The following is a 15,945-nucleotide window of genomic DNA, read 5'->3' on the forward strand; positions in this document are numbered from 1 at the left end:
AAATAAGAAGATTAAAGCATCCTGTACCCGAGGATAATAAAATGATACACGATACTGCTGACGCTGTTGAAGCAAAAAAGGGAATGCATACCCGTTATTTAATTCTGTTAATTATTTTTATTGTTACGGCCGTTAACTACGCTGACCGCGCAACGCTCTCCATCGCCGGTACCTCCGTGGCGAAAGAGTTGCAGCTGAGCGCGGTGTCCATGGGATATATCTTCTCGGCATTTGGCTGGGCCTATCTGCTGATGCAGATTCCGGGAGGGTGGCTACTGGATAAATTTGGTTCCAAAAAGGTGTATACCTATAGCCTGTTCTTCTGGTCGCTGTTTACCTTCTTACAAGGCTTTGTTGGTTTCTTCCCGCTGGCGTGGGCCGGCGTCTCCATGTTCTTCATGCGCTTTATGCTCGGCTTTTCTGAAGCGCCGTCCTTCCCGGCGAACGCGCGTATTGTCGCGGCCTGGTTCCCCACTAAAGAGCGCGGTACCGCGTCGGCTATCTTTAACTCCGCGCAGTACTTCTCGCTGGCGTTGTTCTCGCCGCTGCTGGGCTGGCTGACCTTTGCCTGGGGCTGGGAGCACGTCTTTACCGTGATGGGGGTGATTGGCTTCCTGTTGACCGGGATGTGGGTGAAGTTCGTGCATAACCCGACCGACCATCCGCGGATGTCTAAAGAAGAGCTGAAGTTCATTGCCGACAATGGCGCGGTAGTCGATATGGACCACAAAAAGCCGGGTAGCGACGCGGTGAAAGGTCCGAAGCTGGATTACATCAAACAGCTGCTCAGCAGTCGTATGATGTTAGGTATCTTCTTCGGCCAGTATTTCTTAAACACCATCACCTGGTTCTTCCTCACCTGGTTCCCGATTTATCTGGTGCAGGATAAAGGCATGTCGATTCTGAAAGTGGGTCTGGTAGCGTCCATCCCTGCGCTGTGCGGCTTTGCCGGCGGCGTGCTGGGCGGGTTGTTCTCTGACTACCTGATTCGCCGTGGCTGTACGCTGACTTTTGCGCGTAAGCTGCCTATCGTGCTGGGCATGCTGTTGGCTTCGACGATTATTCTGTGCAACTACACCGACAACACCGCGCTGGTGGTCACGCTGATGGCATTAGCGTTCTTCGGAAAAGGCTTTGGCGCACTCGGCTGGCCGGTTATCTCCGACGTTGCGCCGAAAGAAATTGTTGGCCTGTGCGGCGGTCTGTTTAACGTGTTTGGCAACGTGGCCTCCATCGTCACGCCGCTGGTGATTGGTTATATCGTGAGTGAACTGCACTCCTTTAATGGCGCACTGATTTTTGTTGGCTGTTCCGCACTGATGATGATGGTTTGCTACCTGTTCGTGGTGGGCGACATCAAACGTCTCGAACTGCGGAAGTAAGCTGCGACTAACTTAAGGTAATGAACATGGATAACGCGATTTTTCCTAACAAATTCAAAGCAGCGCTGGCTGCGCAACAGGTTCAGATTGGCTGCTGGTCCGCACTTTCCAGCCCAATCAGTACCGAAGTGTTAGGCCTGGCCGGGTTCGACTGGCTGGTACTGGACGGTGAACATGCGCCGAACGATGTAACGACATTAATCCCGCAGCTGATGGCGCTTAAGGGCAGCCAGAGCGCGCCGGTGGTGCGCGTGCCGACCAACGAGCCGGTGATCATCAAACGTATGCTGGACATCGGTTTCTACAACTTCCTGATTCCGTTCGTGGAAACCCAGGAACAGGCGGCGCAGGCGGTTTCCTCCACGCGTTACCCGCCGGAAGGCATTCGCGGCGTATCCGTTTCGCATCGCGGCAATATGTTTGGCACCGTAGCGGACTACTTCGCGCAGTCCAACAAGAACATCACCGTCCTGGTACAGATTGAAAGCCAACTGGGTGTCGATAACGTCGATGCGATTGCCGCCACCGACGGTGTCGATGGGATCTTCGTTGGCCCAAGCGATCTGGCCGCCGCGCTGGGGCATCTCGGCAACGCCTCGCATCCGGAAGTACAGCAGGCTATCCAGCATATTTTTGCCCGAGCGAAGGCGCACGGGAAACCCAGCGGCATTCTGGCTCCGGTGGAAGCCGATGCGCGCCGCTATCTGGAGTGGGGCGCCACCTTTGTGGCCGTGGGCAGCGATCTGGGCGTGTTCCGCGCCGGAACGCAGAAGCTGGCAGATGCTTTCAAAAAGTAACCGCTACCGAATTAACGCAAAATTGGGGAAATGACGATGAAAGTTGGTTTTATTGGTCTGGGTATCATGGGCAAACCGATGAGCAAAAACCTGCTGAAAGCGGGCTACTCACTGGTGGTTTCTGATCGTAATCCTGAAACGATTGCCGAAGTGATTGCGGCGGGCGCGGAAACCGCGACCACGCCAAAAGCGATTGCCGAGCAGTGTGACGTGATCATCACCATGCTGCCAAACTCGCCGCACGTCAAAGAAGTGGCGCTGGGTGAAAACGGCATTATCGAAGGCGCGAAGCCGGGCACCGTATTGATTGATATGAGTTCTATTGCGCCGCTGGCAAGCCGTGAAATCAGCAATGCGCTGAAGGCGAAGGGGATTGATATGTTGGATGCGCCGGTCAGCGGCGGCGAGCCGAAGGCGATTGATGGCACGCTGTCGGTGATGGTGGGCGGTGATAAAGCGATTTTCGACAAGTACTACGACCTGATGAAAGCGATGGCGGGTTCAGTGGTTCACACCGGTGAAATCGGAGCGGGCAACGTCACCAAGCTGGCAAACCAGGTGATTGTCGCGCTGAATATCGCGGCGATGTCGGAAGCGCTGACGCTGGCGACCAAAGCGGGCGTGAACCCGGATCTGGTCTATCAGGCGATTCGCGGCGGCCTGGCGGGTAGCACCGTGCTGGATGCCAAAGCGCCGATGGTCATGGACAGAAACTTCAAACCGGGTTTCCGTATCGACCTGCACATTAAAGATCTGGCCAACGCGCTGGATACCTCCCACGGCGTGGGCGCGCAGCTCCCGCTAACGGCCGCGGTGATGGAAATGATGCAGGCGCTGCGTGCCGATGGTCTGGGTACTGCCGACCATAGCGCGCTGGCCTGCTACTACGAAAAACTGGCGAAAGTGGAAGTGACTCGCTAAGGACGTTGAGCCCGGCGCTGCCGGGCTCACAAGGTAGGCCGGAACGGTGATGCGTCATCCGGCGTCGCGCGCTAATAGGCTCAGATATGAAAATCGTAATCGCCCCAGACTCTTATAAAGAAAGCCTTTCTGCCACCGAGGTAGCACTGGCGATAGAAAAAGGATTTCGGGAAATCTTTCCGGAAGCGCAGTTTGTGTCCGTCCCGGTCGCCGACGGTGGAGAAGGAACGGTTGAGGCGATGATTGCGGCGACGCAGGGGCGCGCGATGACATCGACCGTCACCGGCCCGCTGGGCGATGCCGTTACGGCACAGTGGGGAATTTCGGGCGACGGCGGTACGGCGTTTATCGAAATGGCTGCTGCCAGCGGCCTCGCGCTGGTGCCCGCGGAACGACGCAACCCTTTGATTACCACCTCTTACGGTACCGGGGAGCTGATTCTCCAGGCGTTGGAAAGCGGGGTGAAGAACATCATTATCGGCATTGGCGGCAGCGCGACCAACGACGGCGGCGCCGGCATGGTTCAGGCGCTGGGAGCAAAGCTGTGCGATGCCAACGGGAAGGCGATAGGCTTTGGCGGCGGCAGTCTGATGAGCCTCAATCATATTGATATTGCCGGGCTGGATGCGCGTCTACAGACCTGCACAATCCGCGTGGCCTGCGATGTGACTAACCCGCTGACCGGGCCGTTTGGCGCGTCCTGCATTTTTGGGCCGCAGAAAGGGGCAACGGCAGAAATGATTGCCGAACTGGACCGTAACCTGGCGCACTTCGCCGAGGTGATTCAAAAATCGCTACGCGTTGATGTGAAAGACGTGCCTGGCTCCGGGGCCGCAGGCGGCATGGGCGCGGCGCTGATGGCATTTCTTGGCGCGGAGTTGCGCAGCGGAATTGAGATCGTCACCCAGGCGCTGAATCTGGAAGAACATATTCATGACTGCACGCTGGTGGTGACCGGCGAAGGGCGACTCGATAGTCAGAGCATTCACGGCAAAGTGCCGGTGGGCGTTGCCAGCGTGGCAAAAAAATACCATAAGCCGGTGATTGGTATTGCCGGTAGCCTGACTCGCGACGTTGGCGTGGTGCATCAGTACGGCATTGATTCGGTCTTCAGCGTACTGAACCGCATTGGCTCGCTGGAAGAGGCGTTCCGCGATGCGGCTGACAATATTTATCTCACCTCTCGTAACATTGCCGCCACCCTACAGGTGGGAATGCTGACGGAAAGGTGACATCAGCGCGCAAACCCTCTATACTGCGCGCCGAAGCTGACCAGACAGTCGCCGCTTCGTCGTCGTCCTCTTCGGGGGAGACGGGCGGAGGGGAGGAAAGTCCGGGCTCCATAGGGCAAGGTGCCAGGTAACGCCTGGGGGGTGTCACAGCCCACGACCAGTGCAACAGAGAGCAAACCGCCGATGGCCCGCGCAAGCGGGATCAGGTAAGGGTGAAAGGGTGCGGTAAGAGCGCACCGCGCGGCTGGTAACAGTCCGTGGCACGGTAAACTCCACCCGGAGCAAGGCCAAATAGGGGTTCATAAGGTACGGCCCGTACTGAACCCGGGTAGGCTGCTTGAGCCAGTGAGCGATTGCTGGCCTAGATGAATGACTGTCCACGACAGAACCCGGCTTATCGGTCAGTTTCACCTCTTAAAAAACCCCGCCTCGGCGGGGTTTTTGCTTTCTGGTCCCACTCAATCTCTCCTGTAAGTGTCCCCGTTTTGTTAGCGAAATCCTCTGTTTATTTACTATATCCATACAAATAATAGAGTTATTGACTGAAACAGCGTGATGTTGTGATAGACCTCATTTTTCGTCGTAATTTCTCATCACATTTCATTAACATTGTTTGTTGTCCGAGTTCACAAAATCCCTTGACGTGGTTTCGCTAAATAAATAGATAATTCTAAAAATAACATTTAAAAACAATATGTTATAAAATTCTGCAGCGTAGTGAAATATGTTTTCTCCTCCATTTTTCGTAAAAAGAGAAATAATGTGGCTGATTTCTCGCTATTCATGGCATGAATTTCTCCATATCGCTTTTTGCTGGGCAAAGAGTTGCAAGTTTTTTCTCCTTAACCCGCGCTATGATCTTCACACTCCAGGAAAAAGCAGTGAATAAGCCTGTGATGATTTGTTTTTTTGAAATATCAATCTGTATCAGAACAATAAACCCTACACACCAAGAGTGAGAATTTGTTATGGAAACAATCTCAGTTTCACCGACGCACACCTCGGCGGCGGCCGCACGAGCGGGCATGTCAGAAAGTGAATGGCAGGCGGCAATAAAGTTTGATAGTACCGATGTGGGTTGGGTCATTATGAGCATCGGGATGGCTATCGGCGCGGGTATCGTCTTTTTACCCGTGCAGGTAGGGCTGATGGGGCTGTGGGTCTTCCTGCTCTCCTCCATCGTCGGCTATCCGGCCATGTACCTGTTTCAGCGCCTGTTTATCAACACCCTGGCCGAGTCGCCAGAGTGTAAAGACTACCCGAGCGTGATCAGCGGCTACCTGGGGAAAAACTGGGGGATTTTACTCGGCGCGCTCTACTTCATTATGTTGGTGATCTGGATGTTTGTTTACTCCACGGCCATCACCAACGACAGCGCCTCTTATCTGCATACCTTCGGGGTCACCGATGGTCTGCTGTCAGAAAACCCGTTCTATGGTCTGGTGCTGATTTGCGTGCTGGTCGCAATCTCTTCGCGCGGTGAGAAGCTGCTGTTTAAAGTCTCCAGCTTTATGGTGCTGACCAAGCTGTTGGTGGTGGCGGCGCTGGGCGTGTCGATGGTGGGGATGTGGCACCTGTACAACGCCGGTTCGCTACCGCCGATGGGTCTGCTGGTGAAAAACGCGATCATCACGCTGCCGTTTACGCTGACATCTATCCTGTTTATTCAGACGCTCAGCCCGATGGTTATCTCTTACCGCTCGAAGGAAAAATCCCGCGAAGTGGCGCGTCATAAAGCGCTGCGGGCGATGAATATTGCCTTCGGCATTCTGTTTGTCGTGGTCTTTTTCTATGCCGTTTCCTTCACGCTGGCAATGGGACACGACGAAGCGGTTAAAGCCTACGAGCAAAATATCTCCGCGCTGGCGATTGCCGCGCAGTTCATCAACGGCAGCACCGGTGCCTGGGTCACCGTGGTGAGCGTGATCCTCAATATTTTTGCGGTGATGACCGCGTTCTTCGGTGTTTACCTCGGCTTTCGCGAGGCGACGCAAGGGATCGTGATTAACCTGCTGCGTCGCAAAATGCCGATGGAAAAGATCAATGAGAAGCTGGTACAGCGTGGGATCATGATCTTCGCCATCCTGCTAGCCTGGAGCGCGATCGTACTGAATGCGCCAGTGCTGAGCTTCACTTCTATTTGCAGCCCTATCTTCGGCATGGTGGGTTGTTTGATTCCGGCCTGGCTGGTTTACAAGGTTCCGGCGCTGCATAAATACAAAGGCGCCTCGCTGGCGATCATTATCATCACTGGCCTGCTGCTCTGCGTCTCTCCGTTCCTGGCATTCTCCTGATTTTGGATGGTTAAGATGGTTGAAGTAACGATGAATCCGCTGTGGGATACCCTGATTCAAGCGGTTAAACAAAATGTGAAGCCTGCGATGGGCTGTACCGAGCCGGTGTCGCTGGCTCTGGCCAGCGCGATTGCCGCCTCGCATCTGGCGGGAAGGGTGAGTCATATTGACGCGAAAGTCTCTCCCAATCTGATGAAAAACGGCATGGGCGTTACCGTGCCGGGAACCGGCATGGTGGGGTTACCAATTGCTGCGGCGGTAGGCGCGTTAGGCGGCGATCCGCAGGCGGGGCTGGAGGTATTAAAAAGCGCCTCCGTTGAGGCCATCGCGGCCGGGAAGACGCTGCTGGCGAGCGGTAGGGTGTCGGTCTCGATTCAGGAACCGTGCGAAGATGTGCTGTATGCCAGCGCCACGGTGTATACCGACGCGGAGTCGGCTACGGTGACGATTGCAGGCGGTCATACTCGGGTGGTACGGATCGTGAAAAACGGCGTGACGCTGCTGGATGCCAGCGGCTGTGCCAGCGCCGGGGAAGAGGAGTCTACATCATCGCTGTCGGAGGTCACGCTGGCGCAGGTGGTTGAGTTTGCCGAGCAGGTCCCGTTTGAAAAAATCAGTTTTATTCTCGATGCGGCGCTGCTGAATAGCGCGCTCTCCCACGAAGGGCTACGTGCGCAGTATGGGCTACATATTGGCGCGACGCTCCAGCGCCAGCGCGAACGCGGCCTGCTGGCTAAGGATCTGCTGTCCGATATTATGATCCGCACGTCGGCGGCATCCGATGCGCGTATGGGCGGCGCCTGCTTGCCGGCCATGAGCAATTCAGGCTCCGGTAACCAGGGCATTGCCGCCACCATGCCGGTGGTCGTCGTTGCCGAACACCTGGGCTGCTCGCAGGAAAAAATGGCGCGCGGGCTGATTCTCTCGCACCTGACGGCTATCTACATCCACCATCAGCTGCCGATGTTGTCCGCGCTCTGCGCCGCGACGACGGCATCGATGGGCGCGGCGGCGGGGATTTGCTGGCTGATCGACGGCAGCTACCGCAGTATTTCGATGGCGATCAGCAGCATGATTGGCGATGTCAGCGGGATTATCTGCGACGGCGCGTCAAACAGCTGTGCAATGAAGGTATCGACCAGCGTATCGTCGGCGTGGAAAGCGGTGCTGATGGCGCTGGATGAAACCGCAGTCACCGGCAATGAGGGGATTGTGGCGCACGACGTCGAGCAGTCGATTTCCAACCTCTGCGCGCTGGCCTGTCAGTCGATGCAGCAAACCGATCGGCAGGTGATTCAGATTATGGCCAGCAAGCTGAACTAGCCGTTTGCCCCGGTTCAGGCCGGGGCATTTTCTCAGGCCGCTCGCTCTTCTGCCTGGCGGCTTTCCGCCTGGGCGACGATGGCTTCTAACTCGCTCAGCATCTCTTCAACGCCAAACTCTTTTGGCGCGCTAACCGGCTGAGACGTGACGACGGCTTTCACCGTTTGCTGCTTTTTGCTGTTTCTCTTACTCATTTGACTTCCGCTATCCTGAAAAAACTACACCGGTAAATCTATCAGCAAAGCGCGAAGAGGGGTATCGGCAACGAGTGTGATATTCGCCTCATCACGAATAAATGCGCCATCGCCGCAGGTTAACGCCTGTTTCTCCGCATCATGCGCCAGCGCATGTACCGTACCGTGAATCGACTGCAGATAGGCGCGCGGCCCGTGCAGTTGCAAATTCACCTGTTCGCCTTTTGCTAATTCGATATGGTGCAGCCACACCTGCTGACGCAGCTGTAAGCTGTGCTGACTGCCGTCAGGGGAGGCTAACAGCTGGTGCGTCGCCTCTTGCAACTTCAGTTTCTGCACTCGCGCATTTTCGCGTTCCGGGCAGGCGTCCAGCCAGATTTGCATCCGGGTCAACGACTTATCTTTACTCAGATTATGTTCGCTATAGCTCACGCCGGGCTGGGTGGCGATCAGCAGCGCTTCACCGGCTTTGGCCTGAATATGGTGGCCTTCGTTGTCGCGGTATTCGGCTTCGCCTTCCAGAATCAGGTTCAGAATATCGACTTTCGGATAGGTACGTGGCTGGAAGGCCGCGCCGGGGGCGAGCACTTCCTGATTCAGCACGCGCAAAGAGGCATAGCCCAGCAGTTTCGGATCGAAGTAGTGTCCAAAAGAGAAGGTATAGCGGGCCTGTAGCCAACCGAAGTCTGCTTGTCCGCACTGTTTCGCTGTTCTTGTGGTAATCATCTTCTTGACCCTCCTTTACACTAAATCAATGGTAAAGGTATGGACGCTGCATTGTTAGCCAGATATTCTGCCCGGTATGTTCAAATTTCCTGAATGAGCACGCCATGGCTAAAGAAAGAGCACTGACGCTGGAAGCATTACGAGTAATGGACGCCATCGACCGGCGTGGCAGCTTTGCTGCCGCGGCAGACGAGCTGGGCCGCGTGCCTTCGGCATTAAGCTACACCATGCAAAAGCTGGAAGAAGAGCTGGACGTGGTGTTATTTGACCGTTCAGGTCATCGAACAAAATTCACCAACGTTGGGCGCATGTTGCTGGAACGCGGCCGCGTGCTGCTGGAAGCGGCGGATAAGCTGACCACCGATGCCGAAGCGCTGGCGCGCGGCTGGGAAACGCACCTCACCATTGTGGCGGAAGCGTTGATCCCTACGCCAACGCTGTTCCCGCTGGTGGAGAAACTGGCGACCAAGTCGAATACCCAGCTGTCGATAATCACCGAAGTGCTGGCAGGCGCCTGGGAGCGTCTGGAGCAGGGAAGGGCGGATATTGTCATCGCGCCGGATATGCACTTCCGCTCTTCGACGGAGATCAACTCGCGCAAGCTTTATTCGGTGATGAACGTTTACGTTGCCGCGCCGGACCATCCGATTCATCATGAGGCCGAGCCGCTGTCTGAGGTGACGCGCGTGAAGTATCGCGGCGTCGCGATTGCCGATACCGCGCGCGAGCGCCCGGTGCTGACGGTACAGCTGCTGGATAAGCAGCCGCGTCTGACGGTGACCTCGATGGAAGAAAAACGTCAGGCGTTGCTTGCCGGGCTGGGCGTCGCGACCATGCCGTATCCGCTGGTTGAACAGGATATTGCCGAAGGGCGTTTGCGCGTGGTTAGCCCGGAGTACACCAGCGAGATTGACATTATTATGGCCTGGCGGCGCGACAGCATGGGCGAAGCGAAGTCCTGGTGCCTGCGTGAGATCCAAAAGCTGCTCACCGCGAAATAGCGTTGTAGGCCGGATAAGGCGTTTACGCCGCCATCCGGCGATCGACGCCGAATAGCCTGATGGCGCTGCGCTTATCAGGCCTACAAAACCCCGAATTATGCCTGGCCGGGATCAGGAGAAGCGTTTCGGATCCGGTCCAAAGCGGTTGTCGCCAGGCGTCCCGTTCTGACAGTTGAAGATCAGAATGACGATCCAGCCGATTACCGGAATGATCAGCAGTAACAGCCACCACGCCGAACGATCGGTATCATGCAGACGACGGAACTGTACTGCCCACCAGGGCAGGAAGACCAGAACACCATAAATGGTGGTGAGGATCCCTTCACCGCCAGCACGCTGCCAGCCAAGCATCTTATCCACCACGCCCAACACCAGCGTGAAAATGACGTTCACCAGCACGAACATCCAATACTCTTTGCGGCGGGCGCGGCCGCCAAACCCAATGTAATTACGTAGAACCTTGAGATACCAATCCATTTTTTTGCCTCAGTTGACCATTAATCACTTGTTTTTAAAGCGATCAAGCTAAGGATAGACGTGAATGAAAATCTGGTAAATATTGATGTCGTGAATTAATTGGGCATCGAGGACCGATGCCCGGTGTGCTTAACGGAAACGCTCGTCGCGGCCGTGCGGTTCATCCAGATCCTGCCATGGGCCTACCGAAATAATACCGGTCGGGTTGATGGTTTTGTGACTACGGAAATAGTGGTTGCGAATATGGGCAAAATCCACGGTTTCCGCGATGCCCGGCATCTGATAGATGTCACGCAGGAAACCGTGCAGGTTCAGATAATCGCTGATGCGGTGTTTGTCGCACTTGAAGTGGGTGACGTACACCGGATCGAAGCGGATAAGCGTGGTCCACAGACGGATATCGGCTTCGGTGAGCTGGTTGCCTGTCAGGTAGCGCTGCTGGCCGAGGATTTTCTCCAGACGGTCGAGCGAAACAAACACTTTTTCTACGGCTTCGTCATAGGCCGCCTGGCTGGTAGCAAAACCGGCTTTATAGACGCCGTTATTCACGGTGTCGTAGATCCAACCGTTCAACTCATCGATTTGCTCACGCAGCGCGGGCGGATAATAGTCGCCGGCTTTTGCGCCGAGCGCATCGAACGCCGTATTAAACATGCGGATGATTTCAGCGGATTCATTGCTGACGATGGTCTGGTTTTTCTTGTCCCACAGAACGGGAACGGTCACGCGGCCGGAATAGGCCGGATCGGCATGCTGATAGAGCTGGTACAGAAATTGGTGCTGATAGAGCGTATCGCCGGTTGCCGCCGGAAAATCGGCGTCGAAAGTCCAGCCGTTTTCGAGCATCAGCGGGTTCACCACCGACACCGAGATAAACGGCTCCAGCCCTTTCAGTTTACGCAGAATCAGCGTGCGGTGCGCCCACGGACAGGCGAGAGAAACGTACAGATGATAGCGATCTTTTTCGGCTGCAAAGCCGCCGCTGCCGGTCGGGCCCGGTTCGCCGTCGGCGGTTAGCCAGTTGCGAAAGGCGGAGACTGAACGCTGGAAACGCCCGCCGGTGGATTTGGTGTCATACCAGGTATCCTGCCAGACGCCGTCGATTAATTGTCCCATCATGTTCTCCTTCAGATAGCAAAAGCGAGGAGATATCTCCTCGCTTTTTTGTTCATTCAGTATAGTGCGCTTACCACTTTTTATTCAGAACACGGTCGATGCTGAATGCGCCCGGACCGGTGATACCCAGCAGCAGGTAGCCGCCAGCGATGGTCAGGTTTTTCATAAACATCAGCGAGTTCATGCCTTCAGCAAAGTTGCTGTGGAAGATGAACGCGGTCAGCAGGGTGAAGCCTGCGGTGAACAGCGCGGTGGTACGGGTCAGGAAACCGAACAGGATTGCCAGACCGCCGCCAAACTCAAGCAGGATGGTCAGCGGCAGCAGGAACCCTGGGACGCCCATCGCTTCCATGTACTGCTGCGTACCCGCATACCCGGTGATTTTGCCCCAGCCAGCTGTGATAAACAGAATTGGCATCAGAATACGAGCAACCAGGAAACCGATATCTTCTAATTTTTTCATCTTTCTCTCCAGAGAACCTTGCGGGTAGTTAAACCAATTTATTCAGCATTTACACGTCGATAGCGCGTTGTTGCTGTCGATGGAGAGAAATATAACTGCGACGTATGGCAATTGTTAGCAAGGAAAACTGTTGAACTTCTTCAAAGAATCTGAGCAATGAGGTAGGGACGTGGAGGCGGTGGCGGACTGAGGTGCGAGGTAATGGGGGTTTTATGGCGGTAAACTCTGATGGGACCGACGGTTTGAACAGCAGAAAAAGCCCGTATCAGCGCGCTGTCTACGGGGCTTTATGTTGAGCAGGCGCTGCTCGCCAGCAAAGGGAAATCAGCCTGCTTTGCGCAGCAGGCTCTTTGCCATTCGCCAGGTGCTCCACACGCCAATGCCGCGTCGCGCCCAGCGTACCAGAAAGCGCGGATGGCGCAGCGACACCACGGCCATGGCGCTGCTGGCGACCATCACCCACGAACGCAGACTGACGAGACGGCTCCAGCCGCGATCGTAAACCTGAGTGACATCCAGCCAGTCGCGGCGACCTGCGCTTAAATCCAGCCGCTGCTGCTGAATCTGGCGCAGCAGAAACGCTTTGCGCTGTTCCCGTTCCTGACGTGGGCTCATCATGGCTCTTCATCCTCAAGAAGGGCGCGGTCGTTGGCCAGCTCGTGGCGCGTATGCCGCAGTAACGTCGTACGTCGGGCCTTGCGAAGGGTCCAGATGCCGCCAATCAGCGCCAGCAGCAGCAGCGTGCCGGTGGTGGCAATCATCACGTGTAAACGATACTGCGGGTCGACCGCCCATATAATCAACACCAGCAGGCTCATCAGGCCGAAAGCGGTAAACAGCAGGGTAAGCCCTGCCATTAACAGCAGTTGGATGAGGTTGGCTTTCTCCTCTTCCAGCTCGACGACCACCAGTCGGAGTCGCGTTTCAACCATCTGAACCAGCAAGGTGAGAATGCGCTGACCAATGCCGAGGACGTTTTTCCCGGGGCCCTGCGCGTGCTGAGAATCACTCATGCTTAACGGCGCGTCAGCAGTACGCCCAGCACCAGGCCGACGGCGGCGCCAATGCCAACACCGGTCCACGGATTTTCGCGGACGTAGCCGTCGGCTTTCGCAGCGGCTTCGCGGGTCTGCTTCGCAATGGCATCACCCGTTTCACCCAGACGGTCGCGGCTCTCTTTCAGCGCGCTTTCCGCTTTGCTGCGCAGTTTGCTCAACTCTTCTTTGGATTTATCGGTGGAAGCATTCAGGACTTCTTCCAGAGTATCTGACAGGGCTTTCAGCTCTGCACGTAACTGATCTGAGGTTGAATCTTTAGCCATCGTCTCTCTCCTGTTGGGGTTCCACTCACTCAATACGCGCGTGATTCCAGCGCGTTAAGTTCTTTTTTGGCGTCCTGCAGCTTATGCTCGCGTTTAGCCACTTTTTCCGCATCGCCGCTCTGCTTTGCTTCCCGCAGATCCTGCTCGCGCTCGCGAATTTCGTCCTTCTGCTCAGCGATCTTTTCCTGGTGATCGGCGCGAAGCTTGCTATCAGTACAGTTGGCTTTCACCTCGCTCAACGCCTTTTTAAGGCCGTTGATACGGTTCTGATTGTTATGCTTCTCGGCATAACCAATCTCACGCTGAATGTCCTGCTCTTTTTCCTGGCAGAGTGATGTTGCTGCCGCGCTCGCGCTAAGACAAGCGAGAGTGAGCGCAAGTACGATGCGGTATTTCATGTATTCATCTTCCATTTTGCACAGTACATCTGGAATGTACTTTTCCCAGTAGGTGAGTACCGAGACGGCACCCACATTACTAAGCATAGTAAGTAAAAGACTAAATCACCAAAGTAAGTGAAATTATTCAGATTCCTGGAAGTTTTTAGCCAAATCGATGTGAGGTATCACGCAGTCGTGACAGCCAGCTTTCGGGATCGTTATCTTCATCCTGGAGAGCGACAACGTAGACGTGCGGCAGGGTGCTATCCAGCACGCGCTTCGCCGCCGCGCTTTGCTCGCTGGATTCAAAGGTAATCAACAAAGAGTCATTCTGCGGGGTAATGCTTTTAAAACGAATACCGTTGGCATCAAGGTGGTGCGAAATGGAGAAACCATCAGGCATGCTGGCCTGGTTAATCGGGCGAATCGCGAGGGTGGACTCTTCACGCTGCAGTGCGGCCCACATCCAGAGCAGCATGCATAACATCAGCATGATGCTCAGGCTCAATGCAAACCGGCGAAGATGAATGCGGTTCGACGCCATGATTACCCTCGATTACCGTATTTTTTCTTCCACATCACGATTAACGAACCGCACAGTCCAAAGACCAGCAGCACTACCGGTAGCAGCATCAGACAGGACATCAGCGCATCTTCATATTTCTGGAAGACCGGCGTTTTACCGAGCAGGAAACCCAGCGAGACCAGAATCAATACCCACAGCAGACCGCTCATCCAGTTAAAGAACTGGAAGCGCGCGTTGTTGAGCCCGGACAGGCCGGCGATGGTCGGCAGCAGGGTGCGGACAAAAGCGATAAAGCGGCCAACCAGCAGGGCAGACAGACCATGCTTATGGAACAGGTGGTGCGCGCGCTGGTGATAATGGGCGGGAAGATGCGATAGCCAGTTCTGGACGATACGCGTGTTGCCCAGCCAGTTGCCCTGGATATAGCCAATCCAGCTGCCGAGGCTGGCGGCGACCGTCAGGAGAAATATCGTTTGCGGGAAGCCCATTGCGCCTTTGGCAATGAGCACGCCAACCAGCACCAGCAGGCTATCGCCCGGCAGGAAGGCGGCAGGCAGCAGCCCGTTCTCCAGAAACAGGATCATAAACAAGACGAAATAGAGCATGCCGATCATCGAGGGATTTGCGAGCGTCTCGAAATCCTGACTCCATAAGGCATTTAACAGTTGGGTTAGTAGTTCCATTCATGATTCCTGGTACATCAATTAACGTAATGCCTGAACGCGCTGCGACGTCTTCTCTATTTTTATTCTAATAGCATCGCGGTAAATACGCGCTGAACAGTCCCTGTTTTGGCGAAATAAACTTTTACTCAATGTCGAAACGACAAAATGCATGCAATTGTAACAAACGGCGTGGTTTCACGTCATAGAAATTGCAATTTGTTGCAGATTGATTTTGCGGTTTCGTGCGGGGAGAGGCTAGGGGATTTACAAAGGCTTACCCACACAGAAAGTCGGGCAAGCCTTGTCGAAAAAAAGAACGGTTTATTTACCGCCGATGGCGACGGTATCGAGGTGAACGACCGGGTTTTCGGCGAACAGGTAACGGTCGGCGTTGAACTCGAAATCATCGCTGGTTTCGTTGAACAGCATCAGCTTGGTGTTTTCCAGATGCTGCCACATGGCAATCTTCGCCGCGTGTGGATCCTTGCGGATGAGCGCCTTGAGGATTTGGTCATGGTCATCGCACCAGTTATCGACGGTTCGGGCGTCGATATGGTCGTGGAGTTTTTTCCAGTACGGGTTATGTACGCGCTGGGTCCACATTTTTTCAACGATGGCGGCCAGCGCGGTGTTCTGCGTCGCCAGGGCGACCTGCACGTGGAACTGGAGATCCCACTCGGAGTCGCGGAAGCATTTCTCTTTGCGCGCTTTTTCCTGGATCTCCATCAGCTTCATGATGTCCTGCTTGGTGACCTGGGTGGCGGCAAATTCAGCGATGTTGCTCTCAATAAGCTGGCGCGCTTGCAGCAGCTCAAACGGCCCGTAGTTGGCGAACTCCAGGTTTTCGTCCGGCGTCTGATGGTACTTCGGCTGATTGGAGATAACGTGGATGCCGGAACCTTTGCGAACTTCAACGTACCCTTCCACTTCGAGCATAATGATGGCCTCGCGCACCACGGTGCGGCTGACGCTTTTTTCATCGGCAATAAAGCGCTCAGCGGGCAGTTTATCGCCCACAAGGTAAACGCCTTGCTCAATGCGTTCTTTCAGCTCAGCGGCAAGTTGCTGATATAAGCGACGTGCGTCGGCGATTTCCATATACTCTCCAGGCAGGGTACGGCAGATTG

19 protein-coding genes and 1 other RNA gene are annotated in these 15,945 nt (G+C 55.2%); 8 read left to right on the forward strand and 12 right to left on the reverse strand.

The annotated features are described in order from the left end of the window. Positions 1-41 precede the first annotated feature (41 nt). The 7 genes from M989_RS03525 to M989_RS03555 all read left to right on the forward strand — a co-directional run bounded on the left by M989_RS03525 (position 42) and on the right by M989_RS03555 (position 7,949). Positions 42-1,382 (forward strand): MFS transporter, encoded by a 1,341-nt coding sequence (locus M989_RS03525; RefSeq protein ID WP_064542081.1) that lies wholly within the window; start codon positions 42-44, stop codon positions 1,380-1,382. A gap of 26 nt (positions 1,383-1,408) precedes the next feature. Continuing rightward, positions 1,409-2,179 (forward strand): 2-dehydro-3-deoxyglucarate aldolase, encoded by a 771-nt coding sequence (gene garL / locus M989_RS03530; protein WP_064542083.1) that lies wholly within the window; start codon positions 1,409-1,411, stop codon positions 2,177-2,179. Positions 2,180-2,209: 30 nt separating this feature from the next. Next, positions 2,210-3,100 carry a 2-hydroxy-3-oxopropionate reductase gene (gene garR, locus M989_RS03535; RefSeq protein ID WP_064542086.1) on the forward strand — a complete coding sequence of 297 codons (891 nt, stop codon included), beginning with the start codon at positions 2,210-2,212 and terminating at the stop codon, positions 3,098-3,100. A gap of 86 nt (positions 3,101-3,186) precedes the next feature. Continuing rightward, positions 3,187-4,332: a glycerate 2-kinase gene (gene garK / locus M989_RS03540; protein WP_064542089.1), complete on the forward strand. Its 1,146-nt coding sequence runs from the start codon at positions 3,187-3,189 to the stop codon at positions 4,330-4,332. 32 nt (positions 4,333-4,364) lie between these two features. Beyond that, an RNA gene (rnpB, locus tag M989_RS03545) (RNase P RNA component class A) lies at positions 4,365-4,745 on the forward strand. A gap of 555 nt (positions 4,746-5,300) precedes the next feature. Then, positions 5,301-6,626 (forward strand): SLC5/6 family protein, encoded by a 1,326-nt coding sequence (locus M989_RS03550; RefSeq protein ID WP_064542092.1) that lies wholly within the window; start codon positions 5,301-5,303, stop codon positions 6,624-6,626. A gap of 15 nt (positions 6,627-6,641) precedes the next feature. Then, positions 6,642-7,949: an L-cysteine desulfidase family protein gene (locus M989_RS03555; RefSeq protein WP_064542520.1), complete on the forward strand. Its 1,308-nt coding sequence runs from the start codon at positions 6,642-6,644 to the stop codon at positions 7,947-7,949. Between the two features lie 32 nt (positions 7,950-7,981). On the opposite strand, the gene M989_RS25805 is transcribed toward M989_RS03555, so the two are convergent. Both M989_RS25805 and M989_RS03560 read right to left on the reverse strand, forming a co-directional pair. Continuing rightward, positions 7,982-8,143: a hypothetical protein gene (locus M989_RS25805; RefSeq protein WP_164092360.1), complete on the reverse strand. Its 162-nt coding sequence runs from the start codon at positions 8,141-8,143 to the stop codon at positions 7,982-7,984. Between the two features lie 24 nt (positions 8,144-8,167). Further along, positions 8,168-8,869 carry a pirin family protein gene (locus M989_RS03560; RefSeq protein ID WP_064542096.1) on the reverse strand — a complete coding sequence of 234 codons (702 nt, stop codon included), beginning with the start codon at positions 8,867-8,869 and terminating at the stop codon, positions 8,168-8,170. Between the two features lie 104 nt (positions 8,870-8,973). On the opposite strand from M989_RS03560, the gene M989_RS03565 reads away from it, so the two are divergent. Further along, complete coding sequence (locus M989_RS03565; protein ID WP_064542100.1) at positions 8,974-9,870, forward strand: LysR family transcriptional regulator; 897 nt, start codon at positions 8,974-8,976, stop codon at positions 9,868-9,870. 111 nt (positions 9,871-9,981) lie between these two features. On the opposite strand, the gene M989_RS03570 is transcribed toward M989_RS03565, so the two are convergent. The 10 genes from M989_RS03570 to exuR all read right to left on the reverse strand — a co-directional run bounded on the left by M989_RS03570 (position 9,982) and on the right by exuR (position 15,916). After that, entirely contained in the window at positions 9,982-10,347 is a 366-nt protein-coding gene (locus M989_RS03570) for a DUF805 domain-containing protein (RefSeq protein ID WP_064542103.1), read from the reverse strand. A gap of 129 nt (positions 10,348-10,476) precedes the next feature. Beyond that, positions 10,477-11,463, reverse strand: a complete 987-nt coding sequence (locus tag M989_RS03575; protein ID WP_064542106.1) for a glutathione S-transferase family protein — start codon at positions 11,461-11,463, stop codon at positions 10,477-10,479. Between the two features lie 70 nt (positions 11,464-11,533). Next, entirely contained in the window at positions 11,534-11,926 is a 393-nt protein-coding gene (locus M989_RS03580; RefSeq protein ID WP_064542109.1) for a DoxX family protein, read from the reverse strand. A 324-nt stretch (positions 11,927-12,250) separates the two neighbouring features. Further along, positions 12,251-12,541 carry a YqjK-like family protein gene (locus M989_RS03585; RefSeq protein ID WP_064542524.1) on the reverse strand — a complete coding sequence of 97 codons (291 nt, stop codon included), beginning with the start codon at positions 12,539-12,541 and terminating at the stop codon, positions 12,251-12,253. Then, positions 12,541-12,939 carry a phage holin family protein gene (locus tag M989_RS03590; RefSeq protein ID WP_064542113.1) on the reverse strand — a complete coding sequence of 133 codons (399 nt, stop codon included), beginning with the start codon at positions 12,937-12,939 and terminating at the stop codon, positions 12,541-12,543. Before M989_RS03590 ends, M989_RS03585 begins: the two co-directional genes overlap by 1 nt. A 2-nt stretch (positions 12,940-12,941) precedes the next feature. Then, positions 12,942-13,247 (reverse strand): ElaB/YgaM/YqjD family protein, encoded by a 306-nt coding sequence (locus M989_RS03595; protein WP_064542116.1) that lies wholly within the window; start codon positions 13,245-13,247, stop codon positions 12,942-12,944. Positions 13,248-13,276: 29 nt separating this feature from the next. Then, on the reverse strand, positions 13,277-13,645 hold the full coding sequence (locus tag M989_RS03600; protein ID WP_064542527.1) for a DUF1090 domain-containing protein: 369 nt from the start codon (positions 13,643-13,645) through the stop codon (positions 13,277-13,279). Between the two features lie 145 nt (positions 13,646-13,790). After that, the gene (mzrA, locus tag M989_RS03605; protein WP_064542119.1) at positions 13,791-14,171 is read right to left on the reverse strand and encodes an EnvZ/OmpR regulon moderator MzrA; all 381 of its coding nucleotides are present in this window, start codon (positions 14,169-14,171) and stop codon (positions 13,791-13,793) included. A 2-nt stretch (positions 14,172-14,173) separates the two neighbouring features. Continuing rightward, positions 14,174-14,836 carry a DedA family general envelope maintenance protein YqjA gene (gene yqjA, locus M989_RS03610; RefSeq protein WP_064542121.1) on the reverse strand — a complete coding sequence of 221 codons (663 nt, stop codon included), beginning with the start codon at positions 14,834-14,836 and terminating at the stop codon, positions 14,174-14,176. 303 nt (positions 14,837-15,139) lie between these two features. Beyond that, the gene (exuR, locus tag M989_RS03615; RefSeq protein ID WP_064542126.1) at positions 15,140-15,916 is read right to left on the reverse strand and encodes a transcriptional regulator ExuR; all 777 of its coding nucleotides are present in this window, start codon (positions 15,914-15,916) and stop codon (positions 15,140-15,142) included. Positions 15,917-15,945 lie beyond the last annotated feature (29 nt).

The organism is Kluyvera georgiana ATCC 51603 (assembly GCF_001654985.1).
GTDB classification, from domain to species: domain Bacteria; phylum Pseudomonadota; class Gammaproteobacteria; order Enterobacterales; family Enterobacteriaceae; genus Kluyvera; species Kluyvera georgiana.